Below are 24,049 nucleotides of genomic sequence, written 5' to 3'. Positions count from 1 at the left end.
ACCTCGAAAAAGGCATCAATTTGATTCTCCAAATGAAGTATATTTACAATTATTAAACAATAATCAGGAATTCGCATTTATTAATTGAATCCACCAGTTCATCGATTTTATTTTCTAGAATTTCTAAAGTGTCATATACTTTCATTGCAATTTTATCTTTCATCCATTGCCAAACCTTTTCGGCTGGATTAAGTTCCGGGCAGTAAGGAGGTATTGGTAGCAGAATTATATTGTTTGGTAATTCTACATCTTTTGTCGAATGAAAGGCAGCGTTATCAATCACTATTATTTTCAATTCCGATGGTTTGTGTTTACTAAAATCTTCGAGATATTTTATGAATAATTCCTTGCAGACCCCATCTGTTGTCATACAAAAACTTTCTCCAGTTATGGGCGAGAAGCTACCCCAAAGCCATTTGTATAAATAACTGTGTTTATATTTTCCGATTGGCTTTATGCCTTTTGCTGTAATGACTCGTTTTTGCTTGGTAATTAGTCCAAATCTACTTTCATCTTGAAAATACAAATTGACCGTTTCAATATTATCTTTATTTAGATTTAATCTAATGTTTTCAAGTCTGTTTTTTAGGTTTTTTAAAAAACGCTTCCGCATTTTCGTCTTTTTTATAATGTGATTTTCGAGCCACTTTTAGTTTTGATTTAAACTTTCTCCGACAATGAGAATAAAGAGCTCCATAATCAATCTCTTCTTTTAATTCCTCTTCTAGTAAAAGTTTTAATTCAACATAGGAAGTAATCGTTGTACTCGAATTAGTGACTTTCTTTTCAATTAACAAAATCATAGCATCAGAGATTGTTTTGGTATTATTTCCCCCACTTCTTACGGTCGTTAGCCCTGAAAAACCGTCTCTTGAATAGCTTTGTATCCAATCACGGATTGTCTTTTCTGTTCTTCCAAGTTTTTTGGCAATTTCACTTTGGAAAAAATATTGCTTTGTTTTAATATAAATCAAGGTTTTAATTCGGTCTTGTTTTAAACTTCCTTGAGCTTTTGAATAGGATTTTTCTAAAAAATCAATATTCTCTTCGATGGTTATGGATATTTTCTTTGGCATTTTCAAATATACAAATTATTCCAGTAAATTCAAAGACGTAACGGTATAACCTTCCGATTTGCGGTTCCATTTATTGTAATGTTCACAGAATTGGCTGTACATCACTCCTTGGGGGTGTTTTGCCTTATACTCTCCCCAGAGAATATGACGGGTAACACCAACACGCTTTAATTCCTTTTCGAGATAAGGAAAAAAGGAATATAAATCTTTGCGAATCTGCTCTCTGCTGACAGGATTTAACGCATTGGAAACTTCAAAAAGCTCCGATAAATCTTCGCCTTTGAGTTCAAGGAGTTCCTTTAAACAAACCCCAGAAGCGGCAATGGCACCAAGATATTTGATGATAGTTGTCCTTGATTTTCCAAGGTTTTTAGCTATTTGATTGTTTGAAAGACCGTTGTCTTTCATTCTGATGATTTCTCGTATCATAACTGATCCTATTGATTTATTGGCCATACTTATGTGATTTGATCACAAAGTAGAACTAAAAATCATCATCAAAACTGTTCACTTTAAACCGGAATAGGGTGTTCACTTTGCTCCGGAATCACCTGTTCAGTTTGAACTGGAATGGGGTGTTCAGTTTGAACCGGAATCACCTGTTCAGTTTGAACCGGAATGGGGTGTTCAGTATGCGCCGGAATACCCACTTAAAATGAAGATTTGTTGAATTGCAATATGATACAAAATGTTTATTAGGGTTAGATCTTGAACAAAAATTTACCCAATCATTTATTCAGATTGCGTAATATGGATATTGAAATTCATTGTATAATGGCACAATACAGAATAAGCCAGAACAGAAAAAATAGCTGACTTTGAAAGAAACCTCAACGATACAGCATTGTAATGAGCCATAGTACTGACGATTAGAAAAAAAATCACCTTGTATAAAAACTATACAAGGTGATCAAAACAAACTAACCAAAAAAATTATTAAATTAAAATTGGAATTTAAATCCAAATATCGAAGGAATTCCTGTACGTTTTTTATTATTTGACAATGCTTTTATTTTCGATTTTCAACTAATTTGTGTTTAGATTTAAATGTGAAAATATTGCTTCTATTTGAGTTGCTTTTTTTAACCCGATTTCTAAAGTTTTACTTTTTATGAATATAAGAATTTCAATATGCTGCGGGTGATTATCTATAATTTCAACACTAAACCAACCATTGGGATAAAATACTTTCAACCCATCTGATTCATCCTTTTGGTATAAATCAAATTCTCCGCTTAACCAATTGATGAATTTATTACAAACTTCAATAGTTTTGACTTTTTCATATTTAATAATATTGTAGTAAGGCGACTCAAATGAAATATTCATATTTTAGATACTATTTTTAATGTCCTCGATAAGTTTGTTTGCTAGATTGTCAGCCTTTTCTTGGGAGGTGCTTTCAGTATATATTCTGATTATTGGTTCGGTATTCGATTTTCTTAAATGAACCCACTCTGTTTCAAAATTAATTTTGACTCCATCGATGCTAATAACATCTTCATCCTTATATTTTGATGTTATTTTAGCCAAAACTGCATCAACGTCTATTTCTGGAGTTAATTCAATCTTGTTTTTGCTCATAAAATAATTGGGATAACTGTCTCTCAATTGTTTACAAGATATTTTTAAATTAGCTAAATGTGATAAGAATAAAGCAGTACCTACTAATGAATCTCTTCCGTAATGTGACTCCGGATAAATAATTCCCCCATTCCCTTCTCCGCCAATAACGGCATTCGTTTCTTTCATTAATGTTACCACATTTACCTCACCTACGGCACTTGCCTGATAGCTTCCTCCGTGTTTTTCGGTAATGTCTTTTAATGCTCTTGAGGAAGATAAATTTGATACTGTGTTTCCTTTGGTTTTGCCTAACACATAATCTGCACAAGCAACTAGGGTGTATTCTTCTCCAAACATTGATCCATCTCCACAAATAATTGCCAGTCTATCTACATCCGGATCTACTGCAATACCAAAATCAGCTTTTTCTTTAACTACAAGTTCAGAGATAACTGTTAGATGCTCTTTTAAAGGCTCTGGATTGTGAGGAAAATGTCCATTTGGCTCACAATACAATTCTACACATTGGACATTTAATTTTTTTAATAACGCAGGAATTGCAATTCCTCCAGTAGAATTTACTGCGTCAACAACAACTTTAAATTTCGCATTTTTAATTGCTTCAATGTCAACTAAATCTAAAGCTAAAACTTCAAGAATATGTTTATTTATATACTCTTTTTCCTTTTTATAAATCCCCAAATTATCTACTTCTGCAAAAACATAAGAATCCTCTTCTGCAATTTTCAAAACAGATTCACCATCTTCGGCATTTAAAAATTCACCCTTACCATTCAACAGTTTTAATGCATTCCATTGTTTTGGATTATGACTTGCTGTAATTATAATTCCTCCATCTGCATTAGATAATGTTACAGCTACTTCAACTGTTGGTGTTGTTGATAAACCAATATCCGTTACATTAATTCCTAATCCAATTAGGGTATTACTTACTAAATTACTTACCATTTTACCAGAAATACGAGCATCCCTACCTATTATGACTGTCAGAGTTTCTTTTTTCGTCTGATTTTTTAACCATATCCCATAAGCTGCAGAAAATTTTACCGTGTCAATTGGTGTTAAATTAATAGCTACTTTCCCTCCAATGGTACCTCTTATTCCTGAAATTGATTTTATTAATGACATTTTATCGTTACTTTTTTTAATATTCCCATTTAACAAAAGCCTCCATTGCCGCATAGCAAGACAATCCTAATTGATCATATAGCAATGCAGTTTCTCTATTTCTATCTTCAGCTCTTTGCCAGAATTCTCTACTATCTGAGCCTTGAAATACAACTCCGTCTTTTTGTGATTGATGCTTAAAAATACCTTGTCTTTTTGCTAATACCTGATCTGGACTCATTGGCACAGCCATTTCAACCTCATCAATACCCCATTCTTGCCAAGCTCCTCTATACAGCCAAACCCAACATTCATTCATAAAGTCTTTTGATTTTAATCGCTTAACTGCTTCAAAAATAGCATCTAAACAAACTTTATGGGTTCCGTGTGGATCTGCTAGATCTCCAGCAGCATATATTTGGTGTGGCTTTATCTTTTCTATAAGATCCATGGTTAGTTGGATGTCTTCTGCACCTAAAGGTTTTTTCTCGATAGTCCCTGTTTCATAGAAAGGAAGTTCCATAAAATGAATTTGTTCATCAGGCAAACCAACAAAGTGACTCGTAGATCTAGCTTCTCCTTTTCGAATCAAACCTTTTAAATATCTTACTTCGGGAATATCTATTTCACTGTTTTTTTTGTTTTTAAGGAATTCGATCGATTTTTTATAAATGTTTTCCGCTTCTACACTTTTTATGCCAAATTTGTCGTTGTAATCACATACAAATCGTGCAAATCGTTGTGCTTCATCATCGGAAACAGCAATATTACCCGAAGTCTGGTAAGCAACATGTACTTCATGCCCTTGCTGTTGTAATCTCATAAAAGTTCCTCCCATACTAATGATATCATCATCTGGATGTGGACTAAAAATCAATACTCTTTTTCTAGCGGGCTCTGTTCTTTCGGGTCTATTCAAATCATCTGCATTTGGTTTTCCGCCTGGCCAACCGGTAATTGTATTCTGTAATTTATTGAATATTTTAATATTGATGTCATATGCTGGGCCTGAATCGGCAAGTAAATCACTCATCCCATTTTCAATATAATCGGCATCAGTAAGCATTAAAATTGGTTTCTTTAAATTAAGTGCCAATCCCAATACTGCTTTTCTAATTAATTTCTCTGTCCAAATCACTTCCTCAACCAACCAAGGGGTATTGATTCTTGTTAATTTTGAAGAGGCCTCTTTGTCTAAAACGAAAATTGCATTACTGTGTTCTTGCAAAAATGAAGCTGGAATTTGGTTGCTTACGATCCCTTCTACAGACGCCTTAACGATATTGGATTTTCCTTCTCCCCATGCCATCAAAATAACTTGTTTGGATTCCATTATTTTTTTGACACCCAGTGTGATTGCTGTTCTTGGGGTATTACTTAATCCGGAAAAATCTTTGCTTGCCGCTACTCTTGTGATGTGGTCCAATGCAACCAATCTTGTTTTGGAATTCTGCAAAGAACCCGATTCATTAAAACCAATATGACCGTTAGCTCCAATTCCCAATATCTGCAAATCGATTCCTCCTAAAGCTTTAATTTTGGCTTCATAATTATTACAATATGCAGCAATTTGTTCTTTAGATAAAGTTCCATCAGGAATATTGTAGTTCTCTGGTAAAATATCAATATGATCGAACAATAATTCTTTCATGAATCGCACATAACTATTTACAGAATCTGGTTCCATTGGATAATATTCATCTAAATTGAATGAAATTACGTTTTTGAAACTCAACCCTTCTTCTTTATTCATACGGACTAATTCCGTATACAATCCTTTTGGTGAAGAGCCAGTTGCCAATCCTAAAACACAGGATTGATTATTTTCTTGTTTTGATTTGATAAGTGTTGCGATTTGTTGCGCAACTGCTTTGGATGCCGAAGTTGAATTTTCAAAAACTACTGTATCAATATTTTCGAATCTTTTTTCAAAACCTGTAGCTTTATCTATATTACTCGTTAACATATTGTTGTTGTTTAATGTTTTTATAAATTGTTTCATGTTCTTTTTTTAGAAGTATAAACCATTCTTTTTTATTTCATTTAAAGCTTTTCTTTCATGATTCAGTAAGTCTTCTTTTTTGCTTTCACATAATGTATGTCTTACTCCAAAATAACTTTTTTGAATATTTATTAATACTTGGTCGAAGATTATTTTCACTCTTTCTAAATGATAATCAGAAGTAATTATTTCTATAGAACCTAAACCATCAGGCAGAATTTCTTTTGCTTTAACAGCATCATCGACCGTGTTAGAAGACAAAAACAATCGCTGTGAAATAGTTGTAATCAATACCAGATTAAATTAAATATTCCATTGCATATTTTGCATGAGGCTCATTTGTAGTATTAAAATGCTGCCCAAAACCCCCTGCACATAGTATTAGATTTTTTTTATCATCAAAAATACTTACGCAATAATTCAAACGATCTAAAGCAATATCTTTTAATTTTCCTTCATCAGAATTTGGAGAACCTAAGACTATTAATATTTCTTTCATAAGTTGAATCGTTAAACAAATCGATATGTTCCATTAAAAAAGAAAGCTTAATTATGTTTTGAATTCCTCTTTATTTTTATGACCAGCTTCTGTAGGTGTGCCCTTTATAGGCGTAAAAGAAAATCATTAAGTAGGCTGGCAACAGAATTAAATAAGCAATCTGATTGCCGCTTTTTGCTGTTTTCACAACTCCTGCAGCTTCATTAGCCAAGTTGATACTTTCTGACAAATAACCATAAAGCAATGGGAAAATTGCTCCACCAATAATTGCCATAATTAATATTGCACCAGCTATTTTTGTATATCCGCCTAAATCCTGAAGTGCCAATGGCCAAATTGCAGGCCAACAAAGCGCATTTGCAAGTCCAAAGAGAGCGACTAAAATAATTACTAATGGCAAAACTGGAATTAAGGGTAATTGAACCATAATATCGGGAGATATCAAAACAATTGAAAACACTAAAACAACACCTAGTATACCCGAAACCTTTAGTGCATTAACTTGAGAAAGATATTTTGGTATTAATGTAATTCCTATTATATAGCCAACTAACATTGCTGTCATAGTAAATGAGGTTAATTTTAGATAAAAGTCACCATTGTCGCCATAAACGCCTAATTGTTTACCAAATTTTCCAATGGTGTCTCCTGCTATAACTTCAGCAGCCACATACAACATCAAAGTAAATGCGCCTAAAACCAATTGAGGATATCTAGAAGCACTTTTCATTTGTTTGAAAATACTTAAATGAGATACATGTCCATCTACATCTAAATCAATTTCTGGCAAAGGAGATAACTTGGCTAAAAGCGCCAAAACAAGAATAACAATCCCCATATAGATATAAGGGGTTTGTAATTGTAAGGCAAGTAAATCTAAAGTCTGTGATTTAGCAGCAGCATCTAATACGGCAATTTTTTCTTTGGTATAATCCTTCATATTTGACAACACCAATGCTGTTAAAACTAATGGCGCTATAAATCCTGCTAACTTATTGGCAATACCCAATACACTAATTCTTGCAGCAGCACTTTCTCTTGGACCAATAACTACAACATAAGGATTTATCGCTGTTTGCAAAATAGCCAATCCTGTACCCATAATAAATAAAGCCAGTAAAAATAAAAGGAAAGTTCGCATTTCTGCCGCAGGATAAAACATAAATGCACCAAGCGCAATTACAATTAACCCAAGTGAAATCCCATTTTTATACCCTACTTTTTCTATTACCCAAGACGATGGAATTGCCATAACAAAATAAGCAATATAAAAAGCAAAAGCCACAAAATAAGCTTGCGAACCAGTCAAATCACACGCTATTTCAAAAAATGGAATTAATGGCCCATTCAACCAAGTTACGAATCCTAAAATAAAAAATAATACTGTTAAAATAACCATTGGGATTAAAACACTTTGTTTTTGATCTACTGTACTTTTAATTTGAGTCATAATGCTTCCTTTTTTAAATAGTTGTTTTAAGTAATTCTTTGTCGTAGAAACTAATTGTTTCTTCCAAAGCACAATCTATTGAATAGTCTGGTTGAAAACCCAATTGATTAAATTTTGCTGGATCTGCTTTAGAATGTTTTATATCGCCTGGCCTTTCATCCAAAAAAATTATTTGAGATTTTGAATTGGTAATTTCAATGATTTTTTGAGCCAACTCTAAAACCGAAGTACTATGTCCTAAAGCCACATTATAGGTTTCATTTCCTATTTGTGAAGCCAAAATATTAGCCTTTACCACATCTTTTACATAAATAAAATCTCTAGTTTGTGATCCATCTCCATAAATGGTTATTGGTTGATTTTGAAGTGCTTTTTTTATAAAAATAGGCACTGCAGCGGCATACGCCGATTCGGGATTCTGACGTGGTCCAAAGACATTAAAATATCGTAATGATGCCGTTGGAACATTGTATTGATCCAGATACATTTTCAAATAATATTCACCATCTAATTTCGTAATTGCATAAGGAGTCATGGGTTCAGGAAACATAGTTTCTACCTTTGGTAAAATAGGATTGTTACCATAATTTGCCGCTGATGTTGAAAGTACCACTTTACAACCTGGATTATTTTTTGCAGCTTCCAAAATATTTATCGTCCCTATGGTATTGATTTCAATACATTCTTTAATTTTCAGCAAAGACTCTGGAACACTGACCAAACCAGCTAAATGAAAAACCCCATTTGCACCACTTAACAACTCATTCACAAGATTTTCATCTCTAATATCACCGTTTTCAAACGTTACATTTAAGCCTTTCAGGTTTTTTTCAAACCCTGTTCTTAAACTATCCAAAATGGTAACTTGATGCCCTTCATTGGATAAATATTCTGCAATATGACTTCCTATAAAGCCTGCCCCGCCTGTGATTACATATTTATTCATTTGTTTTATTATTTTAATTTGAATACTACAAATTATTTATTCCCATTTCTTTAAATTTTTCAGAAAGGCTTTCTATAAGCTTAAATTGATTTTTAGCACGATCTAAGTTATGCTCAGGATAAGCGGTTTTATAATAAATATCTCCGTTTAAAAAATCTGTCAAAAAGCGGATTGCCATTATAAATATCATTGTCTTAGCGCCTAGAGGAAGGTGCTCAATTTCTACAGCTGAAAGATCTGATTCTATTTTTTCCAAAAATCCTTTAACATAAGCCTTATAATAACAAATATTAAAATTTACCAACTCTAATTTTTTTTCATCTTCAGGAGCTGTATTACAAATAGTTCTTATCGCATCTCCAAAATCATAATGAACAATCCCAGGCATTACCGTATCGGTATCAATTACACAAAGTCCTTTATTGTCTTTATCAAAAAGTGCATTTGATATTTTGGTATCATTATGAGTTACTCTTAATTTGATTGCTCCTGATTCTTTTAGTTTTTGAAGAATGTGCATTTCTTCTTTTAACTCATTAACCTCTGTTATATATGTATTTGCTAGGTTTAACCTTTCAACTGACGCAACTTTTAATGCTTCTTCAAATTGTGAAAATCGAAAGGACATATCATGAAATTTTGGAATAACATCCGTTAATTTTGAAGCTAAAAAATCACTTGTAAGAAACAGAAAATTACCAAATAATTTTCCGCCCTCATAAGCAACTTCCTCATTATTCACTGTTTCAAATGTTACGCTGTCCTCAATATAAACCATCATATTCCAATAATTTCCATCTTTATCTTTATAGTATGGTGCTCCATTTTTTGTATTTATAAAATCAAGCACATGTCGTCTTAATACTTGTTCTGAAAGATGTCCCAATTTCTCTTTTAAATGACGACTTATGGCTACCTTGTTATGTATAAGACCAGGAACATTCTTAAATACTTTGTGATTTATTCGCTGTAAAACAAAATAGGGCTTTTCATGTGTTTTTATTAAATATGTATCATTAATATGACCCGAAGCCAATTCTTCAAATAATTTAAATTCTGAAGTATGATTAAACTGATTAAACAAAAACTTTAATTTTTCTTCTTTTATAATTCCCATAATTTTGATGGATATATATTTTGTTTAATCAGTTTTTCTATTTTTTCTTGAACAATTTCTTTATCCTCTTTATAAGTAATTCCAAACCATTTTGAATCAGACTTCAATACTTTGACTGAAGCTTTCCCTGATTTTAAAATCTCATTAACTACTGATGAAATATAAAATTCTGATTTAATATTATTTGCATTTTGCTCAAGGAAGTCATCAAAAAGGGCGCTACCAAACTCAAAGCATTTTGGTGTAAATCCCCAAAAATTCATTGAAACTATTGTGTTTTCATCAATTTGCGCAAAAGTTCCGTTTTCATCTTTGTTCATTAAATTTCCATTTATCTTTTCAATATGTGTACGTTCAGTAACATCAGTCAAATATCCGTTTTTATCCACCTGACATTCGCCTCTTGATACGAATCCGTAATCAGAAATTGTATTTTTCAACAAGTAAGCCATAGTACTAAAATCGTAGGACTCTTTATCTGTATCTGCCAAAACTTTTGCTATAATTTCAAAAGCTTCTTTGCCATAAAAATCATCAGCATTTATAATAGCAAAATTTTCTTTAACGGCATCTTTAGCCATCAACAACGCGTGTCCTGTTCCCCAAGGCTTTTTCCTTTCTGGATTTTTAAATTTTATAGGCACATATTCAATTTCCTGAAAAACATAATCAACTTCTACTTTTCCAAATAGCTTTTTGTTAAATACTTCTTTAAATTCTTCTTCAATATTTTTTCGTATTATAAACACGATTTTTCCGAATCCTGCCTGTAATGCATCATAAATAGAAAAATCCATTATAGTATCTCCTTCCTGAGTAAATGTATCTAATTGCTTTAATCCTCCATATCGACTTCCGATGCCTGCTGCTAAAATTACAAGAGTAGGTTTATTTATACTCATTTTCTTATTATTAAAACGTTACTATTATTAGGTTAAATCGTTAACTAATTACTTAATTTTTGGCTAATGTATAAATGAAATTTTAAACGACAAAGAAAATTAACAAAAAATGTGCTCGAGCACACAAAAAAGTTGTTATCGAGCACATTTTTTTTCTATTTAAATTAATATTTTTTTTTTACATTTGTATATTATGGAAAAAATTTATACGATTAAAGATATTGCAGCTTTAGCAAATGTTTCTAAAGGAACTGTTGATAGGGTTTTGCATAATAGAGGAAAAGTCTCTCAAGTATCTCTTGATAAGATAAACGAAGTATTGAATAAGATTGATTATAAACCAAATCTGATAGCACGAAATTTAAAGAATACTAAAATTTATTGCATTTGTGTTTTATTGCCTAATCCAGAAAATGATCTCTACTGGCAACCTTGTAATGATGGAATTTTAGAGGCTAAAGAGGAGTTTAAATCTTTTAATGTTTCTGTAAAAACTTATTTTTTTGATCCCTTAAGTACCTCTTCATTTATAAAAGCGAATGACACCATTTTAAAAACTTCTCCTGATGCAGTTTTACTTGTGCCATTATTTTATAAAGAATCACTAAACATTATTGAAAACTACAACTTATTGGGAATTATATCAATAACCTTTAATAACTACCTTAAATCTAATGCTATCAAAAATTTTGTTGGTCAAGATTTATTTCAAAGCGGAAGAGTAGCTGCACGATTATTAGATTTACTTCTTAAGAAAGGCTTAATTGCAATTATTCATATTGATGAAGATTACGAAAATGCTATTCATATGCAGGAAAAAGAAAAAGGATTTAGAAATTATTTTAAGCATTTAGAAAGCTCCGAATTTGAGATTTTAACCTGCAAATTAGAGCATCCTGAATTTAATAATAAATTAACCAGTTTCTTAAATTCGCATTCTGATATAGCAGGAATTTTTGTTACAACTTCAAAAGCATATCAAGTAGCAGAAATCACTTCAGAAATGAAGGATAAGAGAATTTCAATTGTAGGTTATGACTTATTAGAGAGCAATATAAACTTAATGAACAACAATGCAATAGATTTTTTAATTCATCAAAACCCTAAAAGGCAAGCCTATCTTGGGACAGCAAGTCTTATAGAATACTTTATTTTTGATAAAGAAATTTCAAAATTAAAGCTTTTGCCTATTGACATTATTAATTCTGAAAATGCTAAAGATTATCTTCTATAATTTTTAAGGCTGAATTAGATTCAACACTCCAAAGGAAGATGGTGTATGGAAATTAGGCACCTCCGTACTTGGATTTACCCAAGAAATCCATATTGGTTTTAAACTTAAATCTTGTTGTTCTTTATATTTTGCACGAAAAATTCCGGTTTCAATTGTATTCTCTTTCATCAAATTCAATTCCTTCAATGATTTTATACTTATCGCTATCTCAACAGTAAAATCAATAGGATTTATTTTAGTTTTAACCATTATATGATTTTTTGGCCAATTCCAATCAAAGTCAAAATTTTTATTGGGTTTCGCTATAAAATCCATAATTCTACAAGTAGGATCAATTTCTAGGCAATAATAAGGATTTAATAATTCATCTGTTCTAAAAAAAAGTTCAACCCGGTCAGAATTTCCAATGCTAATAATACTATCATCTTCTTTATCAATGTGAACGACATTATCAAAAACAGTAAAGCAAAAATAGATATTTTCAATATCCCACATTGATTTAAATTCAATTTTGCTGAATTTTTCATTATCCCAGGCAGAGACAAAATCGGTTAATATTTCAGCACTATCCCACAATGGGTTATTACCTTTACCATTTAGGGTAAAGGTTCCTTTTTTAATATAATTAACATTATAACTTTTCATCATATCCATTTTAATTAAAGGAATCTCTAATAACTACTATTAAAATTTCAAAATACTTCTAGTATCATTTTAAAATTTAGCTTTCATTTTTTATTTTTCCACGTGCATTTTTTATTTTTATTACTTACATATTTATTTCTTTTTAAATAGACATGATTATTCACTAAGTCACCTCTAATTGAATTTCCATGAATACATCTTGATTATTCTCCTTAATTTATGTCAAAAATAGTGGAATTCCCAGAAAAAAGCGAAAAAAAATTTCACACTTTAACATAGAATCCTTTTTATTCATATACCATAGCAATAAATATAGTATTCCAGAAACCAGCACTAACATCAACATCACGGGCAATCAATAGGTCTCTCTACGGTTGTTCCCTTTGTTCCGTTGGGCAGTTACAGTCGGTCAACCCTATATTTTCATAACCTCTTTTAGCGTACTATCAGCATTTTATTTCCATAAGAAACAGTCAGGGTCTCCCTCCATTCCACAGACACTACACAGCACTAAAAAAACAGCAGCTTGAAAATAAGCAGCTGTTTTTTTTGTGCCGTTCCGTTCCTCATCTCCACACGGTCACTTCCTGCGTTCGGTCGGGCTACCATAACCGCAATATAGCTTCATTCCGTTACGCTCCGTTCCTCCTCTCCACTACATTCCAGCCATATTCCAGTTATAGCCCTTCGTTGTTTCAGCGGTTGCTCCTTCGCACAGCTATCGGGGTTGGCTCCGTTCCGTGAAAAACGGCACTTTGCCCTAAATCAAGGTTTCCCGCCAACAAAAGGCGGGAGTATTTTATTTTTTCCCCGCCGTTTCACGCTCATACCCGCTTCATTTCGCTACGTTCCTGCGCTCAATTCTCGCGTTTATGGTAGCTGTTCGATTGCCGCAACCCCGCCACTGCGCTCCTCGATAATAATAATTTCCGCTGTCGCTACTATCATTATTCTCTGCGGTGCTTGGGGGTGTTGGATTGCTGTTTTCAGTATAACGATCCAGAGAGTAGTGTCCTAACGTAAACGAATAGTGCTACCAAGAAAAAAATAAAAAAAAGAAAGTAAAGGTAAGCTCCGGTTTCAAAAAGTCAAGTTCAAGCCCTACGGGTTTTTGAAAAAATCTTCACCCTTACAGTTTCAATTCCCATTTTGTTATAGCGATGCGGTTTCATTTTACCAGCAGTCTGGGGTAGTATTTTTTCAAAAAAACTGGACTTCTTTTGAAACCTCCACTTCTCAGGCGACTTTCTTTTTTTTCTTTTTCTTTTAAAAATATTTAGGTGCCGAGCTTGGTGAGGCACCTAATCTAAAATCCGAAAGTATGCCAAATTTTATCGTCAAAACACATCAAAAAAACACCTCATACACAGGAGAGAAAATCTTTATTCTTAATAAAGGACTTAACAGCGGCAAACCGCAAAAGGAACCATTTACGAATAGTTTCATTATAATTTTTGCCAATAAAGAGGATGCAGAAACAGTCTATTGGCTTGCATATAGCTTATGGAAAGCCAATTTCTGGCGCCAGTCCCTGTATGGCTCTGTAATTCCTTTTTTGCGAATTGACGATTTCAGAAAAGATTTTTCAAGCAAAGTAACTGAAATGCTGCACGATTTCGAACAACATAAAAAAGAAGTTATAGCATTAAGGTTGTTGGAACAACAAGAAAATCATTTTAATAAAAATATAAATCTTATCAAAGAAATGCGCAACATCATTTTAAACCGTTACTGCAAGAAAATTTGATTTATTAATTTAACAAGGGAGTTTATGAAACTATTTATTTTATACCAAACTGACATATGGAAAAACAAGGCATCAAGAGTTTGCTTTGGAATATTTGACAGCAGAAAGAAGGCGGTAGATAGCGCAAAATATAACGGTCTATATGGTTCTTGTGCTAAAGTGGTAATCGCAGAGGTTACTTTGAATCTATTTGAAGAAAATTGAAACAAAAAAAGTCCAAACCTTACGGAATGGACTTTCTAAAATGCAATTCACGGTCACCACAACTTGAATTGCATTACTTTTTGTGCTTTCGAATCAAAAATTTAAGTATAATCGAAATTGTAAAACTGACCGCTGCGCCAATAGAGGCCAAAACAATAGTTTTTACAACATCTTCCGAATTCAAATTCGGGATTATGCTCAAAAAAGTACCGCCAGCGGTACCAACTAAAGCTGAATTACTGGATTGCATCTTTAGTTGAAGTCAATTGACTAACAGCAGAAATAACACCGCCCGCGATTGCTATGTATCCGCCAATTGAAACTAGGACAACGGGCAGCGCCACCGGGGCTGTTAAGACAGTTCCACCAATTGCAGCTAATGCAAGACCAATATTTCGAAGCACTTTAAAAAATTTCGGCGTTGGAGCTTTCGCTCTCTTGATTAAATTCATAATTTATTCTTTTATCATTCCTTATTGGAAATCTGATTTAACAATTAAACGAACCTCTTCTTCTCGATCTAAAGCTTTATAAGCCATATCTTTTAATTTATAAAATGCCTTTCGTGACATAATACCTAAACCTGGACCAGAAAATTGAGTTACCGGAGCAATACAGCCATTTAATTCTGCAAGCGCATTGTTGGCTGGATGAATCAAAATAAATTTTCTGTTTTCAACATTCATAACCTCCAAATGCCATTTGAATTTGTTGCTGTAACGCTTTCTTATAAAATATTTTCCCTCCGGAATGCAAGAAACCTTCGTTTCGTTTTTCTTCCATGGCAATTCAATAGCGTTACATATTAATTTGCCCTCGTATTCGAGTTTACTATTTGTTCCATCAGGGAAATAAGTTCTTTTCAATATTAAAACCATCTTACAATCCGCTTACTGCAGCCAGTGCTAATGGGTTATAAGCTCCGTTTTTCAAAGGATACATCTGGCCATTTACACTTTGATAAAACTCAACTCCTAAAGCTAAAAACAATGGTTTAATACTATTTGGCGTTACCGTATTGGTCTGAGTAATCACTGCAGTTGCAGTCGTATCCCATGGTAGAATAGCTGTTTCTGAATGGGTTTCAACAAACGTTTCAGCTTCAAAATCAATTTCAGCACCAGCTGAAATAATTTTAAAGTGAGTAGTCCCACTTGGCGCTGCAATCATATTTGCAGGAATAAAAGAAGCGATATCTACAGCGATGTCACCGGACACCCTATCAATAGTCCCTGCAAAGGGAGCAAACAAACTAGTGCCCAATTTTCCTCGGATATTAAACTCAAAGCCCACTAACAATTCCGCTTCGCCGTCAATCACATTGCGTAATCCACGCACGCTAACTGTGTCTGCTTGGATAACTTTTATCATTGCTTGAGTCAAGCGGCTTACCATTCTACCGTCGGCAGAATTGATCAAAACAGCTCTCAAAGCCGTTCTCAAAATCTTCCCTGCTTTCCCTGCTCTTCCAAATTCAGAACCATTCTCACGCGTTCTTTGAAACGCAGGATCATTTTTGATTCTGCTGGCATCAATGCCTCCTTTTTCACGTGCCAAATGTCCATCTTGGGTTTTGTAAAAAGTAATATCACCGATAGTACCTTTCAATTTAATTATGCCTTTCTGTCTTGCCATAATTCCTAAAATTTAAGTTTATAATTTGTTTTAAATATTCTTCAAATCCACTTTCCGTTGCAACAATTCCGATGGATTTTAAAACAAATTTTAGCCAATTAAATAGCATAAAAAACACTCCCCTATTCCAAATGTCATTTTTAGGTATAAATGGCAGGAAACAACACAAATGTCTCTTCCCATCACTCAAAAAATCACAACAATTGTCCCTTCTGATTAAAACAGATTTTTCATTAATTTTATAGAGTCAAATAAATTGGATTACAGGAATTTCAAGTAAGTCAAAGCCCAATAAAAGCTATAGATAGAGTATGAAAACAGAATATAAAAGATTGTGTATCTACCCGAAGGATATACAGCGCATAACCGGAAAGAGTTATAGGCAAAGCATCAGAGTGTTGCAAAACATCAGAAAGGACCTCCACAAGCTCCAAAATGAGCTTGTATCGATAGAAGAGTTTTGCCAATATACTAGCCTAAAAATGGAACAGGTTGAACCTTTGATTATTGGATAGAAAATTTATTTAAACGCATCAAATTTTGAACTTTAACAGACTAATAAATTGTTCAAACTTATGTTTAATTACATGTTCAATATGTAGTGTGGTTTACCCATAAAAATTATTATAAATCAGCACTATTTTGTACAATTACTACTCACATATTGATAAAATACACCACAATAAAAAAGGGGATGATTTCGATTATAATTTACATTTTAAAATACTGATTTTAAGTTATTTACACATCTTTGTAAAATCCCTCTTTCTCCGCCAGTAGAAGTACAAATTAAATTAAAACCCTTTAAATCGTATGATTTAGAGGGTTTTTGCTTTTTGGTACTATCCAAATTATTCGTCAATGTTTGTACCATAAGCGATAAAATTGAAACTCTAACTTTTCAACTTAAAAATTTCTGAAACAGTTTTGATGCAAATCCAATCTTGGTTTTTTGTCCTACTAGATTCAATTAATTAATGCAACTTTCAGGAAAAGAGATAAGATAATTTTTTCAAAAGAAAGGGCATGAAAGCCCTCTCTCTCGAATGGAATAAATTGTCTTTATTTGCTCCTGACCAAAGTTGTAAATAATGAGCCATTTAACCAGTGAACAAAGATATACTATTAGTGTATTATTAGAGCAAAATTTTAGCAAAAGCCAAATCGCATTGCTCATTAAAAAGGACAAGTCAGTAGTGACCCGAGAGCTAAAACGTAATTGTAATTTACGCAGTGGCAAATATGATTATGCTTTAGCATAGCGAAAATATGAAAAGCGACAGAAAGGAAAATCTAAAAGAAATGATTTAACCGTTGAAATTAAAGAGCGCATTAAAGCATGCCTAGATCAAGAGTTAAGTCCGGAACAAATCGTAAGGGTTTGCTCAAAAAACGGATTATCTTGTGTTTCAACAGAGTCTATTTACCAACATATTTGGAGAGATAAGAAAGAAAAGGGGGATTTATATCTAAGTCTACGAACAACCGGTAAAGGTATAGAAAAAGAGGAAGTGCGAAAGATTCCAGAGGTGTCTTAAGCAACCGGAGACTTATTGAAGATCGCCTGAAAATTGTTGATTTAAAGCAACGTTTTGGAGATTTAGAAATAGATACTATAATCGGCAAAAATCACAAAGGAGCCATTGTTACGATAAACGACAGAGTCACCGGAATGCTGAGGGTGAAAAAGATAAAGTCTAAAGAAAGTGAGTTGGTCAAACAAGCGACCATTGAATTATTACAGAACTGGAAGTCTCATTTGTTTACAATCACATCCGATAATGGAAAAGAATTTGCGATGCATCAAGAAATCGCAAAAGCACTAGAAATTGATTTTTATTTTGCAAATCCTTACAGTCCATAGGAACCAGGGGCAAATCAAAATCTAAATGGATTGATAAGGCAGTATATACCGAAATCGACCTGTTTTGAAGAAATAACAATCGAAAGAATTATAGAAATACAAGAAAAATTAAATAACCGTCCGAGAAAAAGATTTAATTTTGAAACACCAAATTATATGTTTTACCAAAAAGTTGCATTTATAACTTGAATCCAGCCCTATAAAACAAGTCAAATTAAAATTTTTCAACTTTTTATCTTTAAATCAATACCTCACTCCCTCATCTTGTACCTTGGCAGATTAATCTCATGCGCCCGAGGATATGGATCCCGACTGATATTACTCACATCTTCCTTGATGCGTTGTTGGGTTAGGAATTGATAATCCTTAGCATCAGAATATCTTGGATCAGGGACAAAAGGAAGCTTTGCCATTTTGAAAATGGTTAGCGTTGGAAAATGATAATCAACTTCAACAGTTCCTAATAAAAGATAACAACCTCCACCTTGAAAAGGAAACTGTAGTAAATTATCAGGGAAATGCACGGTGTCAAAATAAGTTCCTTCAAAATCTACCCAAGTGCCAAAACACATCGTACCTCTAACGGTGAGCACTTGTTTTCTCGAAATAAGACAACCCAACATGCGAACTTGCTTTTTGTGGTGTTGGATTAAATTCTTTGCCATTACATCACCTCTGCAGTGACTTTGCAATAAATCAAAAGTGGTAAAAGAGGTTGAAAACCCTAATAACTCAGTTTCGTCAAAAGCATCTTCAAAACGAGAACGCTCTAATTTGGTAATTGGTATTCCTTAATCGATTACGTATTGTAAAACTAGTCCTTATGTTCAATATTAAAATAATACAATAAACTTGGCAGCACAATTAAAAGTAAAGGCATTGCGATTAAAAAACCACCTATTACTGCAATTGCAAGTGGTTGATGCAATTCAGAACCTGTACCAATTCCAATGGCCAAAGGTAATAATGCAATTATTGCTCCTAAAGCAGTCATTAATTTTGGTCTTAAACGGGTTGATATGGCATACACCAAGGATTGCTTTTTATCATTCGAATTATGAAGGGTTTCTTTAAATTGTAAATAGGTGAAAATAGCATTTTCACTAATAATTCCAACAATCATAATCAAACCTGTATAGCTCCCAACATTCAAAGGAGTGTTTGTCAAAAACAGTAATAAATAACTCCCAGAAATACCTAGGACTGAAATAAACAGCAGTATAAAAGCCACTTTTAAATTTCGGAAAAGGAATAACAAAACGCCAAAAACTAATAAACAAGATGCCATTAAAATAAGTAATAATTCTTTGAATGATTGTTGCTGGTCTTTGTAAGCGCCGGCATAATCAATATAATAACCACTTGGCAGCGAAATTTTACTTGAGACTTCTTTTTTAATGTTTTGCATCACCGTACCTAAATCTTTATTGTCTAACCTACCGGTAACCACGCACATCATCTGCAAATTTTCGCGCTCTATCTCGGCAATTCCTTTAGAGATTGAGATATTGACCAGATTTTTAATCGGTATCGATTTTCCATTTGGTAAAAAAATAAAAATCTTTCTAATTTCCTCTAAATTTCTATTCTGGGTATTTGGATAAATCAACCGTATCGGAACCGCTTTATCCAACTCTAAAATAGAGCCAATCACATTTCCTTCCAACAAAGTTTGCAATTGAAATTGCAAATTGGCTGGCGTAATACCATATTGAGATAATTGGTTATAGTTTGGGGTAATACTTATGGAAGGCCCAGCATATACAATTCCATCAAATACATCAGCGGTGCCTTCTGTTTTTTTGACTATGAGAGCTACTTGTTTGGCTATTTTTTGCAATTCTTTTTGATCGTTTCCAAATACTTTGACCTCAATAGGAGAAACAGAACTCATCAAATCACCTAGCATGTCGCCAATAACTTGACCAAAATCTATTCGAAGTGCAGGCTGTGAACTTTCTACTTTTAATCGAATTTCATCTATAACGTCATTACTTGTTTTGAAACGGTCTTTTTTAAGTTGAATTAAATAATCACCTCTATTAGGTTCTGTAATAAAAAAACCCATTTGTGTCCCTGTTCTTCTGCTGTATGCCTCCACTTCTGGAATAGTATGAATGATTTTCTCGACCTCAACTAACATTCTATCCGTTTCTTCTAATGAAGTACCAGGTGGTGATTCATAATCCAAAACAATACTTCCTTCGTCCATCTCCGGTAAAAAACCAGTTTCTAATTTTGGTAAAATTAAAACTATCGAAATAAGTAATACAGCACAAAAACCAAAACTCAATAGTGGTCTCTCAATAAAATAGGCTACCCAATTTTGACTTTTAACTTCGTGATGTTTGCTTGCTGATTTCACTTCAGAAAGATTGTTGTCATTTTTTGTAAGCAACAAATAAACAACTGGCAATAGAATCCAAGTCACAAAAAAAGAACAGATTAATGTGATAATCATCGTATCTGTGAGCACTTTAAAATAGGCTCCAGCAACACCACTCATCAATACAAAAGGAAGAAAAATAACAATAGTACATAAGGATGAACCTACCATTGCAGGAAAGAGATAGTGAATTGCTTTTTGCAATAATGCTGTTGTAGGTTCTTCAGGATGCTCCTCGTGGGTTCTATGAATTTGCTCCACAACAACGATGGCATCATCAATAATCAGCCCTAGCGCAGCAGCAATTGCACCTAAGGTCATAATATTGAAAGTTTGTCCAGAAAAATATAAGACTAGCAAAGTAGCACAAAGTGTTACCGGAATTACAATTAAAATAGTAGCACTTGCTTTAATCGATTTCAAAAATAAAATTGCCACAATAATCGCTAAAAACAGTCCTATTAATAAACTGTCGGTAACACTTTTTACGGCATCACCCACAAAACTGGATTGCTCGTAATAAGGTTTTATTTTTAGATCTTTCGGAATTATTTTTTGCAATTCTTTCAATTTCGCATCCATATCACTTGACATGGTAATTAAGTTGGCACTAGGTTGTTTGATGATCGCAATTAATACACTTTCTTTTCCGTTGGCATTTACTTTTATATATTCTTTAGCTTCTTCAATGGCTACCGTTGCAATATCTTTTAAGGTTATTATTCCTCTTCCATTATTTATGATTACTAGATTTTCTAAATCGGATTTCGTGTTAATCTGAGTATCGGTTAGCGTTAAATATAAAAATCGATTATCTGACAAGTAACCATTGGAAGTAATAAAATTGGTTTGGCTTAAAACCTGTGAAACTGCTTCAGGCGTAATGCCATAAGCAATCATTTTATTCTGATTGAGTTCAATCCAATATTCTTTTTCTTTTCCACCAATAACTCGAACTTCACTTACACCATCCACTTGCGAGAGAAAGGGCTTTATCGTGAAATTGGCTATTTTTTTTAATTCAATAGGGGATTTATTTGTGCTTTCGATTGAATAGCTTATCACAGGAAGAATGGACGGATTCATTTTCTCCACTGTTATCTGAATATTTGGTGGTAAATCAGTTCTAATCTGATTAATTCTAGATTCAATTTGCTGTTTGCTTACATCCAAATCCGAATTCCAATCCATAAATGCTGAAATCTCACAACTTCCTCTGCTGGTTGTGCTTCGAACCGTTTTTAGATTGGGGATTTTTTTTATCGCATTTTCTAGTGGCTTGGTAACGGTAACCATCATTTTATCAACTGGTTGTTGGCCTGCATCGGCAATGACTTTTATTTTAGGAAAAGTAATTTCTGGAAATAAACTGGTTTGCATTTTAGAATACGCAAAAATACCTCCCAATACTATCAAGAAAATTAAGGTGCTTAAACCACTTTTATATTTTACAAAAAAATTATTCATTATTGGACACTATTTATAATTTTCACTTTAATGGTATCGCCCACTCCATAGTTCCCTGAAATTACTATTCTATCTGTTACTTTAAATTTAGGTGCTATTATTTCTATTCTTTCTTGATTTTTTAAACCAATTTGAACAGGAACCTTGATAGCCGTCGCATCATTTTTAAGTAACATAACCCAATATTCTGTTTCTATTTCATTACTTAAAATAGCTGCTTTTGGTACCGTAGTGATAGAAGATTTATTTGATTTTGGAATCCGTACAGAAACAATCAAGTTTTCAGGTAAAACTTCATTTGCATTGATTTTTAAAAATACACTTTGCATTTGCGAAGCGGCATCTACAGCCGGAATAAATTGTTTTATTGTAGATGAAATGGATGTTCCATCTGGCAAGTAAATAGGAAGTTGTTGATTAATCGAAAGGTATTTTTTTAATTCGAAAGGAACATTAATAACGACGCCATAATTATTCAAATCATTAATAATGGCCAATACATCCCCTTCTTGAACGTAGTTGCCGTTCTCTACATTAATAGCGGTAATAAATCCATTAGAACTTGAGGAGATAAAAACCGCATTTCCAAAATGCAAATTAGCGTCTAATTTATTCACATCATTTCCTAAAGCAATTGCCTCTTTTGTTTTTATGGAAAACAGCCTTTTTCCTTTTACAACTTTGTCATTCGTTTTTACATTAACAGCTGTTATATAACCCGTAATGATTGATTTTATGGGAGTTTTAACGATATAGGAAACCGTTCCAGACACTTCTTCATAATCATCAATACCAGTTGTATCGATTGCTGTGACAGTTACAGGGATGATAGTTTCTGTTTCTTTTACAGTAGTTTCTTGTTTTTTACAAGACTCTAAAAGCACTAAAAAAAATAGAATTATAAGGGATGTGATTATCTTATTTTTCATTTGTATTCCAGTAATTAAGGTCATTAATTAATACCAATCGTTCCATATTGTTTTGAGCCATTGCATTTGTAATCGACAATGAAGTACCTAATGCAATAACATAATCTGATATAATTGCATTTCCAGTGACTAACAATTTATTAAAAGCTTTTAATAAAGTGCCATTGATATTGAATTGAGCCTCTAATTGTTTAGTAATCATTTCGTTTTGACTTAATTTTAACACTAACTGTTCTTGCCGCTGCTTAAACTGTCTTTCAAATTGTTTTTTATAAGCCGCACTAGTTTGCAAGGCCAATTTATTTTTAATGGTTTGGAGTTTTCTTTGATCTCCATCATAAATGGGAATTGAAAGATTAAAACCAACACTGTTACCAAAATTTTTATGATATTGGCCTGTTATAGTAGAAACATACCCAGCATCTGCTAACAATAGTAGTGATGGCTTATAATTATTGGCAATATTTTGTTTTTGATTCTGAATACTCAAACTATCAATTTTAAATTGTTGATTATAAATAGAACTTTCTGAATCTATTAGTTGCTTCAATTCAATTTGCGGTTGGATTAATACAGCGGTCGATTTTTCATTGGTTCCACATAAATAATTTAATATTCCTAAATCATTTTCAAATTGATATTTCATTTGCAGCATGATGAATTCCTGCTGTTTTACTGTGGATAAAAAAAGAAGGTAGTCCGTTTGTTTGTAGATTGATTTTTGAGTAAACTTTTTAAGAATTTCCAATTCAGTATTTAATAAACCAAACTGTTTTTGTAGGTTTAAAAATTGATTGTTATCAGAAAAAGCAATGATATATTGTGATCGTATGGCTTTTTCAATATCATTTTTTGTAATTTTTTTATTAAAATCTACTTTATCTTTTAATAAAGTGATGGCAGTAAGCTGATTGTTTTTTTGGCCTTTGCCAAATATTTTTTGCGAAAAGCTCACTAAACCGCTAACATTTTGGCCATTACTGATCGCATTGTCGTAACCAAAATTATTAATTACCGGCGCATAATTAGCAAATAAATTAGCATTTAATTGCGGTTTTAAATTGGCTTTATATAGTAAACTATCTATCGATAAAGAATTAGATTGGTTGTTTAAATCCTCTAATAAAGCCGTATTCACAACGGCTTTTTCAATAAAAAAATTCACGTCTCTTTTTTGTGCAAAAGAAGCAATTGCATTAAGTGCAAGGATATAGAGAATGAGAATTCGCATAAAATTATCAGATTTTGTGTT

General features: G+C 32.8%; 23 protein-coding genes and 1 pseudogene. 4 read left to right on the top strand and 20 right to left on the bottom strand.

What is annotated here, in order from left to right:
• Positions 1 to 52: 52 nt before the first annotated feature.
• From IWX83_RS10330 to IWX83_RS10275, 12 genes are all read right to left on the bottom strand, one after another.
• Positions 53 to 613, bottom strand: coding sequence for an IS630 family transposase (locus IWX83_RS10330; RefSeq protein WP_196829505.1), 561 nt, complete (start codon positions 611 to 613; stop codon positions 53 to 55).
• Positions 573 to 1,076 carry a helix-turn-helix domain-containing protein gene (locus IWX83_RS10325; RefSeq protein ID WP_196829503.1) on the bottom strand — a complete coding sequence of 168 codons (504 nt, stop codon included), beginning with the start codon at positions 1,074 to 1,076 and terminating at the stop codon, positions 573 to 575. Before IWX83_RS10325 ends, IWX83_RS10330 begins: the two co-directional genes overlap by 41 nt.
• A gap of 15 nt (positions 1,077 to 1,091) precedes the next feature.
• Positions 1,092 to 1,532: a hypothetical protein gene (locus IWX83_RS10320; protein ID WP_196829501.1), complete on the bottom strand. Its 441-nt coding sequence runs from the start codon at positions 1,530 to 1,532 to the stop codon at positions 1,092 to 1,094.
• A 570-nt stretch (positions 1,533 to 2,102) separates the two neighbouring features.
• Positions 2,103 to 2,405 carry a hypothetical protein gene (locus tag IWX83_RS10315; RefSeq protein WP_196829499.1) on the bottom strand — a complete coding sequence of 101 codons (303 nt, stop codon included), beginning with the start codon at positions 2,403 to 2,405 and terminating at the stop codon, positions 2,103 to 2,105.
• A gap of 3 nt (positions 2,406 to 2,408) precedes the next feature.
• Positions 2,409 to 3,791, bottom strand: coding sequence for a phosphoglucosamine mutase (gene glmM, locus IWX83_RS10310; RefSeq protein WP_196829497.1), 1,383 nt, complete (start codon positions 3,789 to 3,791; stop codon positions 2,409 to 2,411).
• Positions 3,792 to 3,807: 16 nt separating this feature from the next.
• Entirely contained in the window at positions 3,808 to 5,736 is a 1,929-nt protein-coding gene (nagB, locus tag IWX83_RS10305; RefSeq protein WP_196829517.1) for a glucosamine-6-phosphate deaminase, read from the bottom strand.
• A gap of 45 nt (positions 5,737 to 5,781) precedes the next feature.
• The gene (locus IWX83_RS10300) at positions 5,782 to 6,033 is read right to left on the bottom strand and encodes an ElyC/SanA/YdcF family protein (RefSeq protein WP_196829495.1); all 252 of its coding nucleotides are present in this window, start codon (positions 6,031 to 6,033) and stop codon (positions 5,782 to 5,784) included.
• A 37-nt stretch (positions 6,034 to 6,070) separates the two neighbouring features.
• Positions 6,071 to 6,271: a hypothetical protein gene (locus IWX83_RS10295; RefSeq protein ID WP_196829493.1), complete on the bottom strand. Its 201-nt coding sequence runs from the start codon at positions 6,269 to 6,271 to the stop codon at positions 6,071 to 6,073.
• 76 nt (positions 6,272 to 6,347) lie between these two features.
• Positions 6,348 to 7,721, bottom strand: coding sequence for a sugar MFS transporter (locus IWX83_RS10290; protein ID WP_231379931.1), 1,374 nt, complete (start codon positions 7,719 to 7,721; stop codon positions 6,348 to 6,350).
• A 13-nt stretch (positions 7,722 to 7,734) separates the two neighbouring features.
• Complete coding sequence (locus IWX83_RS10285; protein ID WP_196829491.1) at positions 7,735 to 8,667, bottom strand: NAD-dependent epimerase/dehydratase family protein; 933 nt, start codon at positions 8,665 to 8,667, stop codon at positions 7,735 to 7,737.
• 25 nt (positions 8,668 to 8,692) lie between these two features.
• Entirely contained in the window at positions 8,693 to 9,784 is a 1,092-nt protein-coding gene (locus tag IWX83_RS10280; RefSeq protein WP_196829489.1) for a phosphotransferase enzyme family protein, read from the bottom strand.
• Positions 9,772 to 10,686, bottom strand: a complete 915-nt coding sequence (locus tag IWX83_RS10275; RefSeq protein ID WP_196829487.1) for a sugar phosphate nucleotidyltransferase — start codon at positions 10,684 to 10,686, stop codon at positions 9,772 to 9,774. The genes IWX83_RS10280 and IWX83_RS10275 overlap by 13 nt, the downstream gene beginning before the upstream one ends.
• A 193-nt stretch (positions 10,687 to 10,879) precedes the next feature.
• Between IWX83_RS10275 and IWX83_RS10270 the strand changes: the two genes are divergently transcribed.
• Complete coding sequence (locus IWX83_RS10270; protein WP_196829485.1) at positions 10,880 to 11,920, top strand: substrate-binding domain-containing protein; 1,041 nt, start codon at positions 10,880 to 10,882, stop codon at positions 11,918 to 11,920.
• A gap of 3 nt (positions 11,921 to 11,923) precedes the next feature.
• Here the strand turns inward: IWX83_RS10270 and IWX83_RS10265 are convergent, their stop codons facing one another.
• The gene (locus tag IWX83_RS10265) at positions 11,924 to 12,568 is read right to left on the bottom strand and encodes a sugar-binding protein (protein WP_231379930.1); all 645 of its coding nucleotides are present in this window, start codon (positions 12,566 to 12,568) and stop codon (positions 11,924 to 11,926) included.
• Between the two features lie 1,318 nt (positions 12,569 to 13,886).
• Here IWX83_RS10265 and IWX83_RS10260 point away from each other — a divergent pair.
• Positions 13,887 to 14,312: a hypothetical protein gene (locus IWX83_RS10260; protein WP_196829483.1), complete on the top strand. Its 426-nt coding sequence runs from the start codon at positions 13,887 to 13,889 to the stop codon at positions 14,310 to 14,312.
• 24 nt (positions 14,313 to 14,336) lie between these two features.
• Entirely contained in the window at positions 14,337 to 14,516 is a 180-nt protein-coding gene (locus IWX83_RS10255; protein WP_196829481.1) for a hypothetical protein, read from the top strand.
• 236 nt (positions 14,517 to 14,752) lie between these two features.
• Here the strand turns inward: IWX83_RS10255 and IWX83_RS10250 are convergent, their stop codons facing one another.
• From IWX83_RS10250 to IWX83_RS10240, 3 genes are read right to left on the bottom strand one after another with little or no spacing between them, the layout of a single operon-like run.
• Positions 14,753 to 14,968: a hypothetical protein gene (locus IWX83_RS10250; protein WP_066076203.1), complete on the bottom strand. Its 216-nt coding sequence runs from the start codon at positions 14,966 to 14,968 to the stop codon at positions 14,753 to 14,755.
• Positions 14,969 to 14,989: 21 nt separating this feature from the next.
• Entirely contained in the window at positions 14,990 to 15,394 is a 405-nt protein-coding gene (locus tag IWX83_RS10245) for a DUF5675 family protein (protein WP_196829479.1), read from the bottom strand.
• Position 15,395: 1 nt separating this feature from the next.
• The gene (locus tag IWX83_RS10240; protein ID WP_066076209.1) at positions 15,396 to 16,151 is read right to left on the bottom strand and encodes a hypothetical protein; all 756 of its coding nucleotides are present in this window, start codon (positions 16,149 to 16,151) and stop codon (positions 15,396 to 15,398) included.
• Positions 16,152 to 17,239: 1,088 nt separating this feature from the next.
• Between IWX83_RS10240 and IWX83_RS10235 the strand changes: the two are divergent.
• A pseudogene (locus tag IWX83_RS10235) lies at positions 17,240 to 18,204 on the top strand (IS30 family transposase).
• Positions 18,205 to 18,266: 62 nt separating this feature from the next.
• On the opposite strand, the gene IWX83_RS17465 reads toward IWX83_RS10235, so the two are convergent.
• The 4 genes from IWX83_RS17465 to IWX83_RS10215 form a co-directional block, all read right to left on the bottom strand.
• Entirely contained in the window at positions 18,267 to 18,680 is a 414-nt protein-coding gene (locus IWX83_RS17465) for a hypothetical protein (RefSeq protein WP_073020572.1), read from the bottom strand.
• A 149-nt stretch (positions 18,681 to 18,829) separates the two neighbouring features.
• Positions 18,830 to 21,868 (bottom strand): efflux RND transporter permease subunit, encoded by a 3,039-nt coding sequence (locus IWX83_RS10225; RefSeq protein ID WP_196829478.1) that lies wholly within the window; start codon positions 21,866 to 21,868, stop codon positions 18,830 to 18,832.
• Entirely contained in the window at positions 21,868 to 22,797 is a 930-nt protein-coding gene (locus tag IWX83_RS10220; RefSeq protein WP_196829476.1) for an efflux RND transporter periplasmic adaptor subunit, read from the bottom strand. The genes IWX83_RS10225 and IWX83_RS10220 overlap by 1 nt, the downstream gene beginning before the upstream one ends.
• Positions 22,787 to 24,028: a TolC family protein gene (locus tag IWX83_RS10215; protein ID WP_196829474.1), complete on the bottom strand. Its 1,242-nt coding sequence runs from the start codon at positions 24,026 to 24,028 to the stop codon at positions 22,787 to 22,789. The genes IWX83_RS10220 and IWX83_RS10215 overlap by 11 nt, the downstream gene beginning before the upstream one ends.
• Positions 24,029 to 24,049 lie beyond the last annotated feature (21 nt).

Source organism: Flavobacterium sp. CG_9.1, from assembly GCF_015751645.1.
Lineage (GTDB): Bacteria > Bacteroidota > Bacteroidia > Flavobacteriales > Flavobacteriaceae > Flavobacterium > Flavobacterium xanthum.
This window is presented reverse-complemented; position numbering and strand designations above follow the sequence as displayed.